The organism is Nitrosospira sp. Nsp14 (genome assembly GCF_900113575.1).
Lineage (GTDB): Bacteria > Pseudomonadota > Gammaproteobacteria > Burkholderiales > Nitrosomonadaceae > Nitrosospira.
Genome location: NZ_FOPV01000010.1, coordinates 45,403 through 61,958, shown reverse-complemented (window position 1 = coordinate 61,958; position 16,556 = coordinate 45,403). Strand labels below are relative to the sequence as shown.

General features: G+C 54.5%; 15 protein-coding genes and 1 pseudogene. 9 read left to right on the top strand and 7 right to left on the bottom strand.

Features of this window, described 5'->3' with window-relative positions; all coding sequences use genetic code 11:
* The first annotated feature begins 50 nt into the window (after positions 1–50).
* The 3 genes from BM022_RS08170 (at position 51) to BM022_RS08160 (ending at position 4,095) form a co-directional block, all read left to right on the top strand.
* Positions 51–554, top strand: coding sequence for a hypothetical protein (locus BM022_RS08170; protein ID WP_091138384.1), 504 nt, complete (start codon positions 51–53; stop codon positions 552–554).
* Positions 555–803: 249 nt separating this feature from the next.
* Positions 804–2,174 (top strand): peptide-methionine (S)-S-oxide reductase MsrA, encoded by a 1,371-nt coding sequence (msrA, locus tag BM022_RS08165; protein WP_091138383.1) that lies wholly within the window; start codon positions 804–806, stop codon positions 2,172–2,174.
* A gap of 454 nt (positions 2,175–2,628) precedes the next feature.
* On the top strand, positions 2,629–4,095 hold the full coding sequence (locus tag BM022_RS08160; protein WP_091138381.1) for an SEL1-like repeat protein: 1,467 nt from the start codon (positions 2,629–2,631) through the stop codon (positions 4,093–4,095).
* A gap of 105 nt (positions 4,096–4,200) precedes the next feature.
* On the opposite strand, the gene BM022_RS15495 is transcribed toward BM022_RS08160, so the two are convergent.
* Positions 4,201–4,374 carry a hypothetical protein gene (locus BM022_RS15495; protein ID WP_177191661.1) on the bottom strand — a complete coding sequence of 58 codons (174 nt, stop codon included), beginning with the start codon at positions 4,372–4,374 and terminating at the stop codon, positions 4,201–4,203.
* Between the two features lie 204 nt (positions 4,375–4,578).
* Here BM022_RS15495 and BM022_RS08155 point away from each other — a divergent pair, with 204 nt between their 5' ends.
* Complete coding sequence (locus tag BM022_RS08155) at positions 4,579–5,052, top strand: hypothetical protein (RefSeq protein WP_256209057.1); 474 nt, start codon at positions 4,579–4,581, stop codon at positions 5,050–5,052.
* A gap of 142 nt (positions 5,053–5,194) precedes the next feature.
* Positions 5,195–5,698, top strand: a complete 504-nt coding sequence (locus BM022_RS08150) for a hypothetical protein (RefSeq protein WP_091138379.1) — start codon at positions 5,195–5,197, stop codon at positions 5,696–5,698.
* A gap of 93 nt (positions 5,699–5,791) precedes the next feature.
* Here BM022_RS08150 and chaB read toward each other — a convergent pair whose 3' ends face one another.
* Complete coding sequence (gene chaB / locus BM022_RS08145; protein ID WP_091138377.1) at positions 5,792–6,019, bottom strand: putative cation transport regulator ChaB; 228 nt, start codon at positions 6,017–6,019, stop codon at positions 5,792–5,794.
* A gap of 400 nt (positions 6,020–6,419) precedes the next feature.
* Between chaB and BM022_RS08135 the strand changes: the two genes are divergently transcribed.
* Positions 6,420–6,578, top strand: a complete 159-nt coding sequence (locus BM022_RS08135; RefSeq protein WP_091138374.1) for a DUF3309 family protein — start codon at positions 6,420–6,422, stop codon at positions 6,576–6,578.
* 298 nt (positions 6,579–6,876) lie between these two features.
* On the opposite strand, the gene BM022_RS08130 is transcribed toward BM022_RS08135, so the two are convergent.
* A complete protein-coding gene (locus tag BM022_RS08130; protein ID WP_091138372.1) occupies positions 6,877–8,034 on the bottom strand; it encodes a sensor histidine kinase in 1,158 nt (385 codons plus the stop codon).
* Positions 8,035–8,697: 663 nt separating this feature from the next.
* On the opposite strand from BM022_RS08130, the gene BM022_RS08125 reads away from it, so the two are divergent.
* From BM022_RS08125 to BM022_RS08115, 3 genes are all read left to right on the top strand, one after another.
* Positions 8,698–9,408: an MIP/aquaporin family protein gene (locus BM022_RS08125; protein WP_256209056.1), complete on the top strand. Its 711-nt coding sequence runs from the start codon at positions 8,698–8,700 to the stop codon at positions 9,406–9,408.
* Between the two features lie 38 nt (positions 9,409–9,446).
* Positions 9,447–9,725: a hypothetical protein gene (locus BM022_RS08120; protein WP_143079553.1), complete on the top strand. Its 279-nt coding sequence runs from the start codon at positions 9,447–9,449 to the stop codon at positions 9,723–9,725.
* Between the two features lie 449 nt (positions 9,726–10,174).
* Positions 10,175–10,654, top strand: a complete 480-nt coding sequence (locus BM022_RS08115; protein WP_143079552.1) for a DUF2127 domain-containing protein — start codon at positions 10,175–10,177, stop codon at positions 10,652–10,654.
* 269 nt (positions 10,655–10,923) lie between these two features.
* On the opposite strand, the gene BM022_RS08110 is transcribed toward BM022_RS08115, so the two are convergent.
* The 4 genes and pseudogenes from BM022_RS08110 to BM022_RS15490 all read right to left on the bottom strand — a co-directional run bounded on the left by BM022_RS08110 (position 10,924) and on the right by BM022_RS15490 (position 16,508).
* Positions 10,924–12,111, bottom strand: coding sequence for an efflux RND transporter periplasmic adaptor subunit (locus BM022_RS08110; protein WP_091138367.1), 1,188 nt, complete (start codon positions 12,109–12,111; stop codon positions 10,924–10,926).
* Positions 12,101–15,285: pseudogene (locus BM022_RS08105) on the bottom strand (efflux RND transporter permease subunit). The gene BM022_RS08110 and the pseudogene BM022_RS08105 overlap by 11 nt, the downstream one beginning before the upstream one ends.
* Before the next feature lie 471 nt (positions 15,286–15,756).
* Positions 15,757–16,032, bottom strand: coding sequence for a Cif family virulence factor (locus BM022_RS08100; protein ID WP_218146858.1), 276 nt, complete (start codon positions 16,030–16,032; stop codon positions 15,757–15,759).
* Positions 16,033–16,151: 119 nt separating this feature from the next.
* A complete protein-coding gene (locus BM022_RS15490; RefSeq protein WP_218146857.1) occupies positions 16,152–16,508 on the bottom strand; it encodes a hypothetical protein in 357 nt (118 codons plus the stop codon).
* Between the last annotated feature and the right edge of the window lie 48 nt (positions 16,509–16,556).

Sequence of the window (16,556 nt, the reverse complement as noted above, 5' to 3'; positions counted from 1 at the left end):
TTTTCACCCATACAAGGTTCGCCTTTGAGGTGCGATGGTTGGAGGTATGCATGAGCAAGTGCTCCATCATTCTGATTCCGCTTTTGCCGACATTGTTTGTGACAGGTTGCGCGGGACTCGGTTTAAAAGAGACACGGGAAACCTATGGGGCAAAGTTCACGGGAACACATCCGGTTCTGGCGCGATGCGTGTTAAATGAGCTGCGATCCGATAGCCGGTGGTTGATCCGTGGACTTCAATATGATGTACGCACGTATCGAGATATGGAGGCCACCGAAATCTATGCCTACCCACGCGACACGCTACCGGGCACGTACGCGCGTAACTCCCCCGAGAACCCAGATGCGGTCATAAGTTATAGTTATACGACTCCACAACCCAAGGTGTATGCATCCAGGCAGGATACCAGTGCTGGACACGGCGCCTATCCCAATTATTCATTCGACCTGATGCTGAAAAGAACCGATAACGCAACCGTAGTCGCCAATATAAATGGCAAGAAATACGAGAGCGACGCCGCATGGGACGCGCTCAAGGCCTGCGCCGCACGCTGAGATTTCCTTTTCCTTCATTGGAGGCGAGGTTCAGCCATCAATGCGGTAAATCAGCACTCAAGCGCAAGCATCGTTTTCAACGTTTAGCCGTTCTCCAGGAAATTCCCATCGCTATAATCCTGGCCCCGCCCCATAGGCTAATTTCTGACTGCATGCGGGACCGCTGTAGCTCTCACTCACGGTAGCGGACGACGAACCAAAAATGCGACGAAATGTCCAATTTCAACGATTAAATGTCAGAGACATGCGATGAAAACCGCGATTGCCGCGACAATCGGTTCGATTATTATCATGACAGCATTTGCGATGGAAAAGACCGTGACACCCAGTTCCGCAACACCGACTCATGCAGCCAGTTCCAGGGGGGATTACATTGTCTTCGGCATGGGCTGTTTTTGGGGAGCGGAAAAACGCATGGGAGAAATACCCGGGGTCATTGACGTGGAGAGCGGATATGCCGGGGGTGATCGCTCCGAGGTAGGTTATGAGGATGTCCTAGCCCATGAAAAAATGCTGAGGGCCGGCAGAATGACTGCACGCAACCATGCGGAAGTGGTGAAGGTGACCTTCGATCCAACACGGGTATCCCTGGAAACGGTATTGGAAAAATTTTGGGAAAATCATGATCCCACCCAGGGCGATCGCCAGGGCAACGACATCGGCAGCAATTACCGCAGCGCCATTTATTTCAATAGGGAGGGCCAGAAAAGTGTAGCGGTGGCAACCCTCGATGTGTATCAGAAAGCGCTGACCGATGCGGGATTCGGCAAGATCACCACCGAGATCCTGCCTTTGAAAAATTACATAACGGCCGAGAAGTACCATCAGGATTACCTGAAAAAGAACCCGGACGGATATTGCGGACTCGGCGGCACCGGAGTGAAGTATCCTGGGATACCAGCAAAGGGCGCCCGGACTGGGGCGGCCACAGCGGTATCGGGTGCGGCCATGAGTATTTCAGACGAGCCCTTGAATGGCGGCAATTTGAATCTGGCGCGCCAGCTGGTCGTCTTCGAGGCCGAGAATTGCGAGTTCTGCAGGCGATTCAACGAGGAAATATTCAACCAATGGCAAGCGGATGTTCCGGTTGCTGCCACCATGACGAGCAATCCGCCCTCTGGCTGGACACTGGAAAAACCCTTGTTCGCCGCACCTACCATCGTCATGTTCGAGAAAGGTAGTGAGGTCGCCCGCTATACCGGGTATAACGGCGAGAAAGCCAATTTCTGGAAATGGTTGGGATTCCACTTGCTGTCCCCGGAACAGCGAAAAATCGCTTTCCAGCAGGGCACAGAGCCGCCCTTTACTGCATCCAACCTTGATGAAAAACGGCCGGGCCGGTTTGTTGATCCTATTACCGGGGAAACACTCTTTCTCAGCAATACAAAATTCGAAAGCGGCACGGGATGGCCCAGCTTCTTCGAACCGATGGAAGGCTCTGTGACACTGCATGTTGATAATTCGCACGGCATGCGGCGGGTGGAAGTGCGTAGCGCAAGCTCCGGCATACACCTCGGCCATGTATTCGATGACGGCCCACCCCCGCATCATCGGCGCTATTGTATAAATGGCAACGTACTGAAATTTATCCCGGACGGGCCGATGTCCGATAAAAGATAAAGCAGAAGAATGGTTCAGTCGGCTCAGTGTTCATGCCCCTTGAATCGTTTCCTTCGACAGCGGTAATTCCGTGGCCCCTATCCTCAATGATTCCTTGATGTCCACCATGGCCGGAACACTGCCCCCTCCGTTTGATTTCCCGGACGTATGATTGAGCGGGTTCGCATTCGCGGAATGGAAGCCCAATAGAGAATGTTCCAAATTGCGGGGACACTCGCGGAGCCAGGGCGTGCTTAGCGCGCCGTTCAGAGAGCGGCTAAAATTTAGCTGGCTGCATGCGGCAGGGAAGTTTTTGGGGACTCATCCGCGATAGAATGTCGTTCTACATCACCATTGCCGGCTTATCTGCGCGATTCATGAAAGTTTGTTTTTTGCGGGGAATACTTATATTTCCATTTGACCGCTACCTTCGGGAAGGCGGCACTGCTCCCCGGCCTTGTGGCTGGGCGGGATTATGCTGAACAAAAAAATGCTGTTATCGACTCGACAATGGGCGGGGGCACTGGCGTGGCTGCTCCTGTCGGCAGCCGCAGTCGCGGGGGACTTCGAAGATGGAATGCAGTTCGTCCTCAGCAAGGATTACGCGAGAGCGGTGCAATCGTTCAGGAAGGCGGCGGAGGACGGAAATGCGGATGCCCAGTTCAACCTGGGAGTCATGTATTCGAAAGGCCGCGGTGTCGAGCAGGATTTCGCCCGCGCGGCACACTGGTATCGGAAAGCGGCAGAGCAAGAGGATGTGCCGGCGCAATCCATGATGGGCTTCATGCATTTGAAAGGCCAGGGAGTTCCACAGGATTACCAGCAGGCCCTGTTCTGGTACCTCAGGGCAGCCGGGCACGGGTACGCCGTAGCCCAGCATAACCTGGGCGTCATGTACGCGAAGGGCCAGGGCGTACCGCAGGATTATCAGCAAGCGGTATCCTGGTATATTAAAGCCGCAGAGCAGGGGCATGCACCTGCGCAGGCGATTCTGGGCTTCATGTATCTGAAAGGCCAGGGAGTGCCGGAGGACGATCAGCAAGCGGCATCATGGTATCTCAAAGCGGCCGAGCAGGGCTACGCGGATGCGCAATACGCACTCGGGGTTCTATACGCGAAGGGCCGTGGGATTGCGCAGAACGATTCGGAAGCGGTGTCCTGGTACCGGAAAGCAGCCGAACAGGGCAATGTCGATGCGCAGTTCAATCTTGGCCTCATGTACTCCGGCGGCACCGGCATTGCGCAGGACCAGCAGCACGCCGCGTTCTGGTATCGCAAGGCCGCGGAGCAGGAATATGCGCGGGCGCAGTTCAAACTCGGCGTGGTGTATGCAAAAGGACGGGGAATAGCACAGGACGATTACGAGGCGGTTGCGTGGTACCGCAAGGGCGCGGAAGGCGGTTATGCCCCGGCCCAGTTCAACCTTGGCGTCATGTATGCGGTCGGAAAGGGCGTTATACAGGATGATCAGAAGGCCGTGTATTGGTACCGCCAAGCGGCTGAGCAGGGTGATCCGGACGCCCAGTACAACCTGGGGGTGCGCTATGACAGCGGCCGAGGCATCGTAAAGGACGAACAGGAAGCGCTAAACTGGTATCGGAAGGCGGCTGAGCAGGGCTATGCGAGGGCCCAATACAGCCTGGGCGTGAAGCATGACAACGGCGAGGGTGTGCCGCAGGATTACTCCCAGGCCCTTTCCTGGTATCAAAAGGCGGCGGAACAAGATCACCCGGGAGCACAAACCAATCTCGGGGTGCTGTACTACAAGGGCAATGGGGTTAAACAGGACTATGTTGAAGCCGATAAATGGTTCAGCATTGCCAGCGCGGGCGGCTATGAGGATGCGCAGGAAAACCGCGAACTGATGGAAAAACTCATGACGCCGGTACAGGTCGCCGAGGCACATCGGCAAGCCGATGAATGGGCAAAAACGAAGAAATGACATGCACGCGTTTCCAGGCTACGCCTGGGCTACAATGGCGGTAGATAGAACGATAGAGCTGTGCTAACGTGGCACGGCACTCCCAGCATTCGGCTAAACGGCTATTTACTGCTTACTGGTCTTCTCCTTCGCGATGGGGTTCTGTAAGGTGTACCCTTTCTCTTTCATCTTGTATCCGCCGTAAGCGCCGGCCCCTCCCGCGACCAGGTACCAGCATCCAGAAAGAGCGGGAAGCACAGCCAAAACCACTGCCAAGCGAATGATTTTTGTTATTTTCATGGAAATTCTTCGATAAGAGGTGCGTAACACGAGCTTTCGACGAAATGTACGTCGGCCAAGGGCAAATTGTCAAACAAGCTGTGCAATATAATGGATTTGCTGTTAGTACCAAATAGAGCTTAAAAAACGGGGCTGATACCCAATTCGACCATTAAATAGCCGGTTAGAATCGTCCGGCTCAGATCGGGTTTCTGGAGGAACGAGATGGATAGTCTTTCAATCTCTGGCATAAGGCTAAAACGGTTATTGATCGTCGCACTGGTCATGCTGCTGTCCGCATGCCAATCAGCCGAAACCCGACGCGCTGGCGGAGTGATCGGCAGCATCGCCGGATCAATCGGAGGAAGCTACCTTGGCCAGTATGTGGGCGGCACAGCCGGACAGATCGTGGGCGCGATAGCCGGGGGCGTAGGAGGCTACTACCTCGGCTCATCCATTGGCGGCTACCTTGGCAAGGACGACAAACAGAAGATGGCCGAGGCATCGCAGCGGGCATACGAGACTGAACAACCACAAACCTTCAGCAACGCTGAGAGCGGGGTGAGCGGCAAGGCTGAAGTCGTGCAGGCCTCGCAACAAGGCGACAGCCGCGGGTGCAAGACCATTCGGCAAACCGTCGTGCTGAAAGACGGCAAGACTGTCAAGGAGGATATCAAAAGCTGCAAGAACGGCGGTTGAGCATCGGGTCCTTCTGGCGCTGCACTCAAGACGTTAATTTGCCGTTCGATCAGAAAAGAAGGGGTACGAAAGCGGAATTGGGGAAGTATAAGTGCCTCCGCTGTTAGTCTATTAATGTATTTTGAAGGAAGTATTCGTAGTCATGAAAGACAGGGAAGATGCGGTCAGCCAACGAATAATGGAACTAAGACAAGAAATCTCAAGCCTGAGGCTGGAGGAATACAGACGCTCTCAGGATATTCTCGAAGCGCTCGTTGGAGCCTTGCCCACCGATACCCGAGCTGAATTCGTTGAGTTGCTGGAGGCGCTTTCGGAAGCGTCGCCATCGGGCGATCGGCGGAGTTCCGACCGCCGCCGCGCGCTCCAGATCGTGAAAGAGGTCTGCAGGGCGGAAGAGCCCACCAATGAATCCGGGCAGCCGCAGTATGAACATGACCGGAGAGTAGGGGAAAGACGCCAACTCGACCGGCGAAAAATGGCGCGCAATTCCGGGAAGCCCTGGACGGCGGAACAAATCGCCACCTTGCAAACCCTTGTGCGCCTGAATGTTCCGGTAAGACGAATCGGACTTAAACTGGGACGGTCGTCAGCAGCCATTCTGGCTAAAGCGAAAGAGATGCACCTGCCCCTGGACCCGCTCAACTAGCGCTGCAAGGCTTAAAAACAGTTCCCCACCGGTTATGACGGACAACCCTTCGACCGATGGCCGCTCCGCCAGGGTTTCCCCTCGCTGCTGGGTTCAGTCCTTCTTCCGCCACTCATCGCCGCGTTTTTCATATTCCTTTTTCACCGCCGCCCAGGCGACCTTGTGCGCTGTCTCTTCCCGACTCGCATCCCCCCTTCGCTCTTCCGGGTCCTTGTACTCATCCCAGGCGTTATTGAACGCGGCCAGATATATTTCCTGAGCGTGCTTGGGCAGTACGTTCCTGACATTGTCTGGAAGGTCATTCGCGCTGTGGTAAGGCATGGCTTTTCTCCTGAATTGGAACCCGCTCAAAACGGGGTAATTCCAGTATAGCGATCTTTAAAGGGTGCGAAGGCAGCAAGGATGGCGTTTCTCCCGCCTCGGTTTTTCCCCTCGATTATTGCTTGATGATGGGCAGCTGACCGCCATAACCGAGCAGCAGCCCGAATTCCAAATCCCGCTTTGCCAACTTTGATATGAATGCCCGAGGATAGAATTTCGTTCGCCATCGAACAGAGAAACTTGGGATAAGGAGCGACAATCGGTTGAAAGATGGGGGACGCGACTGCAGTTGCCATTTCACCTCCATTACCGATGATCAGCTCATCGGAATCGGTCAGGTCGGTAGCGTGCCGTCCAAACAAGGGGGCCTTAGAGTGAAACCAAAACGAGGAGAAGCGAAATGACTATTGGAACCGTTCTTGTGATTCTGCTAGTGCTTGCGCTCGTGGGTGTGATTCCGACCTGGGGCTATAGCAGCGGCTGGGGTTATGGACCCAGCGGTGGCATCGGATTAGTGTTGCTTATCGTTTTGATCCTGATCTTGACGGGAACAGTATAGCTTGTAGATCTGACAGTTCACTTCAATGGTTCGTCAAGTTGGACACCGCTGACGCCATCGACTTAAAAGCAAGAGGCGTCGGCGGCGATAGAGGCGAGCGCTTTTATTTGCTCAAGCAAAGCGTCTTCCAGGAAACTGACCGGCAAGAGCTCTTGCTAACAGCTGATCAGCTTCGGAAGGCTCGCTGATTATCGTGAAACCGATGTCGCCGCAATGTCGGACGCAACGGGCAGCAGGGGCTAGAAAGTCTTTTGATTTGAATGGCGGTCATTACACCCCGAGCTTTGCTGTCCCCGGATCAATCTGGTTTTCCCCCTAGTGTCAAAGCACTTTGCAATGGCCTCGCGTCGAGCGGAATATCTATTACGAATGTCGTTCCCCGGCTTACTGCACTGTCGACTGCGACACTTCCGCCATGGCTTTCCGCCACACTGCGAACGTAAGGCAAGCCTATCCCCCAACCTTCTATGTTGCCTTCTTTTGAAGCGTCTGCTCTCCGAAACACCTGAAATATATTCTCCATCTGCTCGGGAGGAATAGGCTCTCCCTCGTTATGCACCGACAGCATCACGCGCTCGCCCAGCAAGGCGATCTTGACCGTTATAGGGGTATCAGGAGCACCATATTTCACTGCGTTGCCCATAACATTTTCCATTGCCCGTTGGGTGGCCGTTCGATCCCACCAGACTCGGGGTTTGTCGCCCGTGAGCTGAAAGCGCGGCCCATATCTGGCCGCGAACTGATCACACACTTCCTTCGCCACATCTTGTAGGTCGAATTCCTCCAGGCGCAGGCGCAGCCTTTCTCCGCTTTGGAACATGGCGGAATCGAGTAGCTCCTGAATCATTTCATCCATTCGCCTCAGGTTGTCGACAATTTGGTCCGCAAACTCCTTCATCTTTGCTAAATCTGAGGAGCGCTGGATAAGCTGAGCATATGCGTTTGCATTCGATAAAGGATTTCGCAGGTCATGCGTAAGGGCTGCGATGAATTTTTCGCGCAGCGCCGCCTGCGCAAGTGCGAAAGCAGTGACAGACTCACCTACCGATCCGTCCATAGAGGCATTGATCACAAAAATTTCGTCATCGTGAAGCTGGACACCATTCCACTTCAGAACATCGAAAATCGACCATCTCAATAGTTGATACTCTGAAATAACCGAACGAGCATTGTAGTTCGTCAGGCGCGCCCGCTCGCCGCCATGTTCGCTAGCTACAGTGTTACCTTCATTTCCCGTGGCTCTGGGGTAGGCGGGTGAGATAGCCTCTGCAAGGTTGTCGTATAGGGAGGGGAAGGTATTGATCAGGATAGGTTGAGGCAATTGCTCGGCTTCCGTGACCGTTTCACGTACTCTTTTTATCCATTCCGTCAGGACCTCGTCCCGAAGGGCGAGCATGCGTCTCCCATTTGGAGAAAGTTTATCGGGGTCGAGATTTTGATCGGTTGCCAGAGTCACAATATTCCCCCCGTTAATGATCCAAAATAAAGTTAGTCAATTGTAGCTCATGCTATACCGGGACTTCGCTCCTCGCCGTACAGAAAACGGTCTGGAGCGGGATCCTCAGGTAAGCCTCGACAGATTCAATATTGATATAAGCGGCAGTCAACGCCGACCGGGTAGGAAGCTAGTGTTTGGATATTTCATGGCCCCGCGGGGGGCGCTTCGCCCCGTGCAGGCAGGTCAGATTTCCTCAATGTAGCCGGTTCCCCGGCGTGCGCATGAGGAAGGGCACCTTGATAAAAGCAAGCAGAAAGGATCAGTATTTCCTATTCTTAAGGTGAGGCGCAACATTTAGCCGGACAAGTTCAAATGATGGAATATCGCTGGAGCACTGGTTCAAGGTTAATGCGGATGAACGTCCCAAACATTTCCAAGTCTTGCCGAGCCGCTTGGGCTCGGCGGAACCGCTTGCCCATCGCCGTGGGCGCCCTGGGCACACTGGACTCGACCGCAAGAGGATTCGCATGTGACCGGATGAGCAACGACGTGCTGTCTTGAAAGAACTTGTTTCCCCTAACAGCCGGGTTTGTGATTGCCAGGAAAACTTCATGGAAAACGGTATTTCATAAACGGGTCAAAGGGGTATTCGCGCTTAACGTACTTAACTTAAGGGTGATTATGATGGCTCCTGTTCTCGGTGAATTGATTGGAACCTTCCTGTTAGTCTTGTTGGGCAATGGTGTCGTAGCCAATGTGGTATTGAGTAAATCGAAGGGCAACAATAGCGGGTGGCTGACAATTGCAGCAGGTTGGGGCGTTGCGTTATTCGTTGCCGTTTACGCCGTCGCCGCGAGCAGTGGCGCGCATCTGAACCCCGCCGTAAGCATTGGGCTAGCTGCTGCCGGTAAATTTTCTTGGGCCGATGTACCGGTCTATGCTATCGGGCAATTTTTGGGCGCCATGCTGGGCGCACTCCTCGTATGGATCACATACCGTCAGCATTTCGATCAAACAGCGGATCCGGATGCGCAACTGGCCGCTTTTTGCACAGGCCCAGCGATAAGAAGCCCGGTTGACAATCTTGTTGCCGAAGCTGTTGGCACATTCGTACTCGTATTCGGGGTCATGAGCATTGCTTCGCCACAGGCTAGCCTTGGCGCGCTGGACGCCCTGCCCGTGGCCTTGTTGCTTTTTGCCATTGGCTTGTCGCTGGGCGGTCCCACCGGTTTTGCCGTGAACCCCGCGCGCGACCTGGGACCCCGCATTATGCATGCCATATTGCCAATATCAAATAAAAGGGATAGTGACTGGGGTTATGCGTACGTTCCCGTGATCGGCCCCACAATTGGCGGGCTTGTGGCTGCTTTTGTTTTTAGCCTTTTGAAGTAGGCAAACAAGAAAGTAGGGAGAAACTGGCAAGCATCGACATGAGCGACACAGGAGACCAAGAAACAGAGACGCCGGCCCGTGAGGAAGGTCCTGTAAGAGCTTTACCTACTACTACACAGGAGCGCCCCATGGAGATCTGGCCGAAGAATTATAATGCGCCAAGAGTGTTGATTCTGGATGATAACGTAAGCACAGAAAAAACGGTGCGTCTCTCGATAGAGGACGAAGATGACAACGTGTCAGAGACGGTCCTGATAGATAGAAATGAGGCAATACAGATTATTGACCATTTAGAGCAGGTATTTTCTATTACATAGTATTTGAAGTCGTTCAACCTATGAAGCGTTGAGTCCTCCCTAGACTTCGAAGCTAATAGCGTATGGCCTGTGGTGAAAATTGGGCATCCTTACGCTGCAACATTCATCGGGAGTAATTCATGAAAAAAGCAAAAACATTTACTTCATAGCGATAAAAAACCCGGCCAAGAGGGCACCGGGCCGGGTCGGGGTCGCAGGATTAGCAGCGCTCCCGCAATGAGATAGTAGCAGACTAATGGATTTATCCATATTTTAATTATGGGTAATGAGCGACAAGAATCACGCGTTCGGTGGGTTTGAAAAGAGATTGGCTTGCTAATAGACGCCCGGGTAGGGCGGCAGCCTAAGACGTTCTCCACTCAGATAAATCAAGGGCGAGATTAAGGGTTAGGTGCGGAACCTAACGGGGAAATTATTTTGCTCCTATGGAGATAGGATAATATTCCTGTATGCCATTCGGTATTTCCCAGGCTGCCGCTTCAAAAACATTGCGAACAGTCGCGCTCATTGAGGCTTCTAAAGGCAGGCTGGTATTACTGGTCGGGTTTGGCTTGCTTTCCTTGGCTCATCACGACGCTCAACGTATTGCCGAGCAGTGGGTAGCGCATTCCCACCTCAACCCCGGTTCCCGGTATCCTCGCATCTTCCTTGATCTGGCTGGGCAGATAACTAGTCCCCGGATACCCTTAATCGCGGCTGGGGTGGGGATATATGTCCTTGTTCGGTTTGTAGAAGCTTATGGTCTCTGGTATTACAAGAAGTGGGCCCAATGGGTTTCAGCGGTAAGCGGAGGGATTTATATACCCTTTGAGCTTCTCGAATTGCGTGAACACGTCACTTGGCTCGGCCTGACCGCATTGACATTAAACCTCCTCGTAGTTGTCCTCATGCTTTACTTTGCGCTCCACGGAAAGGGTATGGCGAAATAGAAGCGTGCGCAAACCAGCCTCCCCGTTTCGCCACCTTCGCGTCATGCTGTAGCACATACAGATTAAGGTCATGGCGTATCTGCGATAGACCGAGGTCATCCCGCGTTTCACCTGTTCGGCGTTAGCGTCAATTCCGTCGCAAGTCACCCGGGCGACGATACAGCCGTATTGATCCTTCACCCGGGGCTGAAATGTGGCAACTGCATGTAAAACTCAACCATCTCCCCGTGTGGGTTGCCGAGTCCCCACCCCCTCAGTAGTGGCCTTTGCTACTCGGACGAACCCTCCACGCCACCAGCCTTTTTCGGGGTACCAGCGATGCGCACGAGATCACCCTCGGCAATACCATCCGGCGGAGTTTCAATGACGCGATCGTCTGGGGCAAGCCCCGAACTCAATTCGATGAGCTTGCCGAGATCGCGCATGATCGTGACTACCTTCAGTATAACCCTGCTGTCCGGCCCCACCGTAGCAACACGGAGACCGGCCTTGTCGAACATCAGTGCGCTTGCAGGAACGCTTAACACCTCAAAGTTGTGAGGCAGATCGAAACTTATGTTAGCGAATGCGCCTGGCAGAAGTTCTCCGTTCGCGTTATCGACCAGAATCTGCATCAGTGTTGCGCCTGACGCGATATTGACCGCCTGCGCCGACGCAGCAACGGCTGCAGCATAAACTTTGCCTGGGCGTTCCGGCACCGTAATTCTCGCCTTGGCCCCAGGTGGGATACTTGGCACGTAGGTCTGCGGCACGTTTACATAGACGCGCAACGTGTCGGTCTTTGATACTTCGAAGAGTTCCTGGCCCACGCCGCTGCCGGCATTGATCAGCGCACCGATGTCAGTTCTCCGCGCAGTGACGAGACCATCGAATGGCGCAACGATGCGGGTAAAATTTTTCAATGCCTGCAAACGGTCGAGATTTGCCTGGGCAGAGTTCGCCAGCGCCTGCTTGGCCAGGAAGTCGCCCGTCTTCTCATCGGCTACCTGTTTCGACACATAATTCTGCTTTACCAGTAGCTGCCAGCGTGCTGCGGTTATTTCAGCAAGCGACGCGTTCGCCCGCGCGCTGGCAAGATCGGCCTTCCCCTGCAACAATTGCTGGTCAAGGTCCGGAGCCTCGATCTCGGCGAGCAATTGGCCAGCTTTGACAGGAGTGCCAATATCGACTTTCCAGCTCTTCAAATAACCGCTGACACGAGCATAAAGCGACGCGCGTGAATAGGCCTCAAGTCGGCCGGGTAGATCAAGGGTCGGGGTATCGCCCTGCTTGCCGGGTTTGATAATAACAACGGACGGAATTGCCTGCTCCTCGGTCCAATTCCGCAACTGCTCGCTGTCTGAGGCTCGCAGGGAAAGACCGGCAACGACGATGATTAAAACGATAACCGCGGCAACAATACCGGCGAGGCGTAATTGGCGTAGCGCCCCATTAGGAACTGAAGTGTCAGGGGGCATGTATTCCTCCGGCAACGGGGCCTGGAGCGGACTTCTTGCCGTTTCTGTCGTGTACGATACTGAAAACAACTGGGACGAAGATCAGTGTTGCGACAGTTGCGAAGACTAGGCCGCCGATAACCGCGCGGCCGAGCGGCGCGTTCTGCTCGCCGCCCTCACCCAGGCCCAGCGCCATTGGCACCATGCCGATGATCATCGCCAAGGCTGTCATCAAAACCGGCCGCGAACGTACGAATCCGGCGTCGAGTGCGGCGGCGGTCGCGTCGCCGATCGCGTCAAGACGTTCGCGCGCGAAGCTGATCATAAGTACGCTATTCGCGGTTGCCACACCCATGCACATGATCGCGCCGGTTAGCGCCGGCACAGAGATCGGCGTGTGTGTCACGAACAGCATCCAGACGATGCCGGCAAGCGCTGCCGGCAATGCGGTAATAATGACGAACGGATCGGCCCACGATTGAAAGTTCACTACAATCAGTAGGTAGATAAGCACAGTTGCCCCAAGCAGGCCGAACAATAAACCCGAAAATGCGCTCTCCATAGTGCGTACCTGGCCCAGCAATGAGACGGTCGACCCTTGCGGCACGTTACTCGCTGTATCGGCGAGAATGCGACGCAGTTCGACCGCTACCGCGCCGAGATCACGTCCTTGCGTCGTTGCATGGATTTGCACCAGTGGCTGGATGTCGTATTGGCTGACCAACGCATTGCCGCGGGTACGCGTGAAGTTGGCGACGGCGCCGAGCACCTGAGAATTGCCATCACTGCCCCCGACCGGCAAGTCGGCAAGTGCGGCGAGCGTATCGAGGCGGTATTGCGGCGTCTGTATTACGATTGGATATTGCACGCCGTTTTGCGGATTTAACCAGAAGGTGGGAGCGACCTGGCTGCTACCGGCAAGGTTGGCAACCAGGCTCGAGGTAATGTCGCGCATGGTAATGCCGACCTGTTGCGCGCGTGTACGATCGACGTCGACATCAAAGACCGGTTGCCTGCGCGATTGCTGGATACGCACGTCGGCGACGCCAGTGATCGCCCGTATTTTTGGCAGCAGCAAGTTGGCGTAATCAAAACTCGCGTCCAGATTGTTGCCGCGGATCTGCAGCTCGATAGGCGCTGGCGAACCGAAATTCAAGATCTGGCTGACGATATCGGCCGGCGGGAACGAAAACGTAACTCCGGGAAACTGGCGCGGAAGCTCTTCACGCAACTTGCGCACATAGCCATCCGTGGGCTGGTGCCCTCGCTTCAGCGCGATTTGAATGTCGCCATCCTGCGCACCCATTACTCCCGTGTTGTTGTAGGTCAGATTGATGCTGCTGGGCGGTAGACCGATGTTGTCGACTATTACTTCAACTTCGTGCGGTGGAATGATTTTACGAATTGCTTTCTGGATCTCGGCGAACTGGTTCGCTGTTTCTTCCACCCGTGTACCGACCTGGGTACGCGCGTGCATCAGGATCTGGCCGCTATCGACCGCTGGGAAAAAATTGCGGCCAAGAAATGGTAGCAGTAAAAATGAGGCGAGCACGAAAGCGAGAAAGCAGATGACGAATATGCGGCGGTGTGCCAGTGCGAGGGTCAGGTATTCGCGGTAGCGGCCACGGCCATACTCGAAACGTGCTTCAAAGCGCCGCTGAAAACGCACCAAGGAATTGCGCGGCGGCTGTTCCTGCTCGTCGTGAGGAGCATGCGAATGCAGCAGGTATTTCGCCATGGTCGGCACCAGGGTACGAGAGAGGAGGAACGACCATGCTATCGATAACATAACCGCCACTGCCATGGGTACAAAAAGGAAGCGCGCAACACCTTCTAGAAAGAACATCGGTACGAAAACTATGCAGATGCACAGCAGCGAGACGAACGCCGGGGTCGCGATTTGCGTGGCGCCGTCCATGATGGCGGTCTCGATATCCTTGCCCTCTTCTAAATGAAGGTTGATGCTCTCGATGGTCACTGTGGCATCATCGACAAGAATACCAACGGCTAGCGCAAGCCCACCAAGTGTCATGATATTGAGGGTTTCGCCGAGCGCAGCCAGGCAGATGATCGCACCGAGGATCGATAGCGGAATCGACACCGCGACAATAACGGTAGAGCGCCAGCTGCCGAGAAATAACAATATCATGACACTTGTCAGTACCGCGGCGATGGCGCCTTCCAATGCTACGCCCTTGATTGCTGCGCGTACGAACAAGGACTGGTCGTTGATAGGCACAACCTGGAGATTGGCCGGTAAAGCCGGTTTGATCTCGACCAGCTTCGACCGGATACCAGCGACGATCGCAAGTGTGGAAGTCACGCCATTCTTCAGTACCGTCATCACTACGGAGCGCGTACCGTCAACATGCACGATGTTGGTCTGGGGCGCATTCCCATCGCGTACCTGTGCTACGTCGCGGATATAAATCGTTGAGCCATTGATAACCTTGATCGGCAAATCACCGAGGTCCTGCACTACGGACGCGGCACTGTTCAACTGCAGCGTATATTCAAATGCGTCTATCTTCTGGGTGCCAATTGGGGTGATAAGGTTCTGTGCGGCAAGTGCGTTGCCAACATCTTGCGCCGTTAATCCGCGTGCCTGCAGTGCCGGCGGATCAAGGTCGATCAATATCTGGCGCGTTTTGCCGCCATACGGAAAAGGAATCGCTGCACCCGCCACAGTAATCAACCGGATACGGACCGAGTTGAGTGCGAGATCAGCCAGGGCTTGCTCGGACATACCCTTGCGGGATAGTGCGAGCTGAAGAATCGGAACTGTCGAGGCGTTATAGGTGAGAATCAGCGGGGGCGTCGTGCCTAATGGCATTTGCCTTAGAACTGTCTGCGAAATTGCAGTGACACTTGCGCGTTCGCAACCGCTATGTCTACGCCCGGCTGAAAGAAGACCTTGATGATACCGGAGCCTGTGTACGAATTTGCTTCGATATGCTCGATGTCATTGACGGTCGTGGTCAGGGAGCGTTGGAACAGGGTCGTAATTCGTCCTGACATTTGATCCGGCGGCAGACCAGTATATTGCCAGACCACCGCAATCACCGGGATGCGGATATCCGGAAAGATATCGGTTGGCGTGCGAAGCGCTACAAGCGGGCCGATGAGCAGGAGCAGAAGTGCTAGTACAACAAATGTATACGGGCGCCGAAGGGCAACGCGAACGATCTCGATCATGAGAAAAAGCGAGAAAATTAGTGCGATGCGTTAAAAATATGTAAGCAGTCCCCCAGAGTAATGGATGTCATCCCATGAATCCATAGTTTGCCGAGATACATGTTCCCGAACGCTGTGACTAATGATCGCCGGGATGGATTCGACTCCAGAAGCCAATTCGCTGCAGAGTTAAAAGTCAGGTGCCGAAGAAACCGCCATCCACGTCGCGGAAAGCGATAACTCCATTACGCGCACCCATCGCCTTGATCGCAGCCCCCGCCTCCCTGACGACATTGCTGGTTCGTCCAGTTACCTGCTATCCAACGTTTGGGATTGGCCAGCCGCAATACCGGCCGCTTGTGGCGATAAATGAATAATTCGACATCGAGCTCGTCGACGCTCCTCCACGCCCTCGATGCCCTTCAGTAACGGGTCGTCCGTTGATCGCGCCACTTACGCTCGGACACGCTGCCCAGGAGCAGGTGCCAAATATCATTTGCTTGATACGGGAGCGAGCATGTTGGCATCTCGCGCCAGCAGCCACTTTCCCCTCTGTTTCTTGAGAATGGATAGCGTATAGCCTGCGCGAGTCATGGATTGCGCGTCGCTGGGCGAGGTAACGATGACAGTAAGCTTTGTCCACATAAAGGCCCAGTCCCCAAGAACCTTGATCTCCCGTATTTCGCTTCTGCCGTCGAATTGCGGGGCGCCTTTGTTCCCCTGTCCCGATTGAGCACGCGCAGCAGCAGCGAAGTCGGCTTTGCGCATCACCTCCTGCCCCCGACATGAGAAAGATAACGTCATCTGCCATTAATGACAGGACCGTTTCGACATCCCCCGCCTTGCTTGCGGCCATCCAGGTGGAAACCAGCTGGCGGATTTCCTGTTCATCGCTCTGCATAAACGTCCGTTGTAGCGAGATTTAATATTCGAGCATCACTGATAGGAAGATCGCGGTGGATTTCAGGGCGTCGCGCCAGGGGCCCCTGGCCACTCGTGAGAACAGTCGGGTTTTGCCGGCCAGGCGCTGGCGGAGCCTGAAACTTTTCAGTAACGCGCAGGCGTCCAACAACGAGCTCGTCGATCTCCAATTTGCGGACTCGGGCGCGACCGATTGCCAGACGACCCACGACTACCGCAGCGATTGCAATTGCACCGAGGGCGATCGCGCCCACCGCCAAAGCGCCAATTGCCTGGGATAGGACTCTGATCGTCGAAATTTTCCGAGCCCGGGTAGTGTTCATTCCATTTCGGCTTAACGAAATCATGGATTCTGACCTCCTAAATATTGA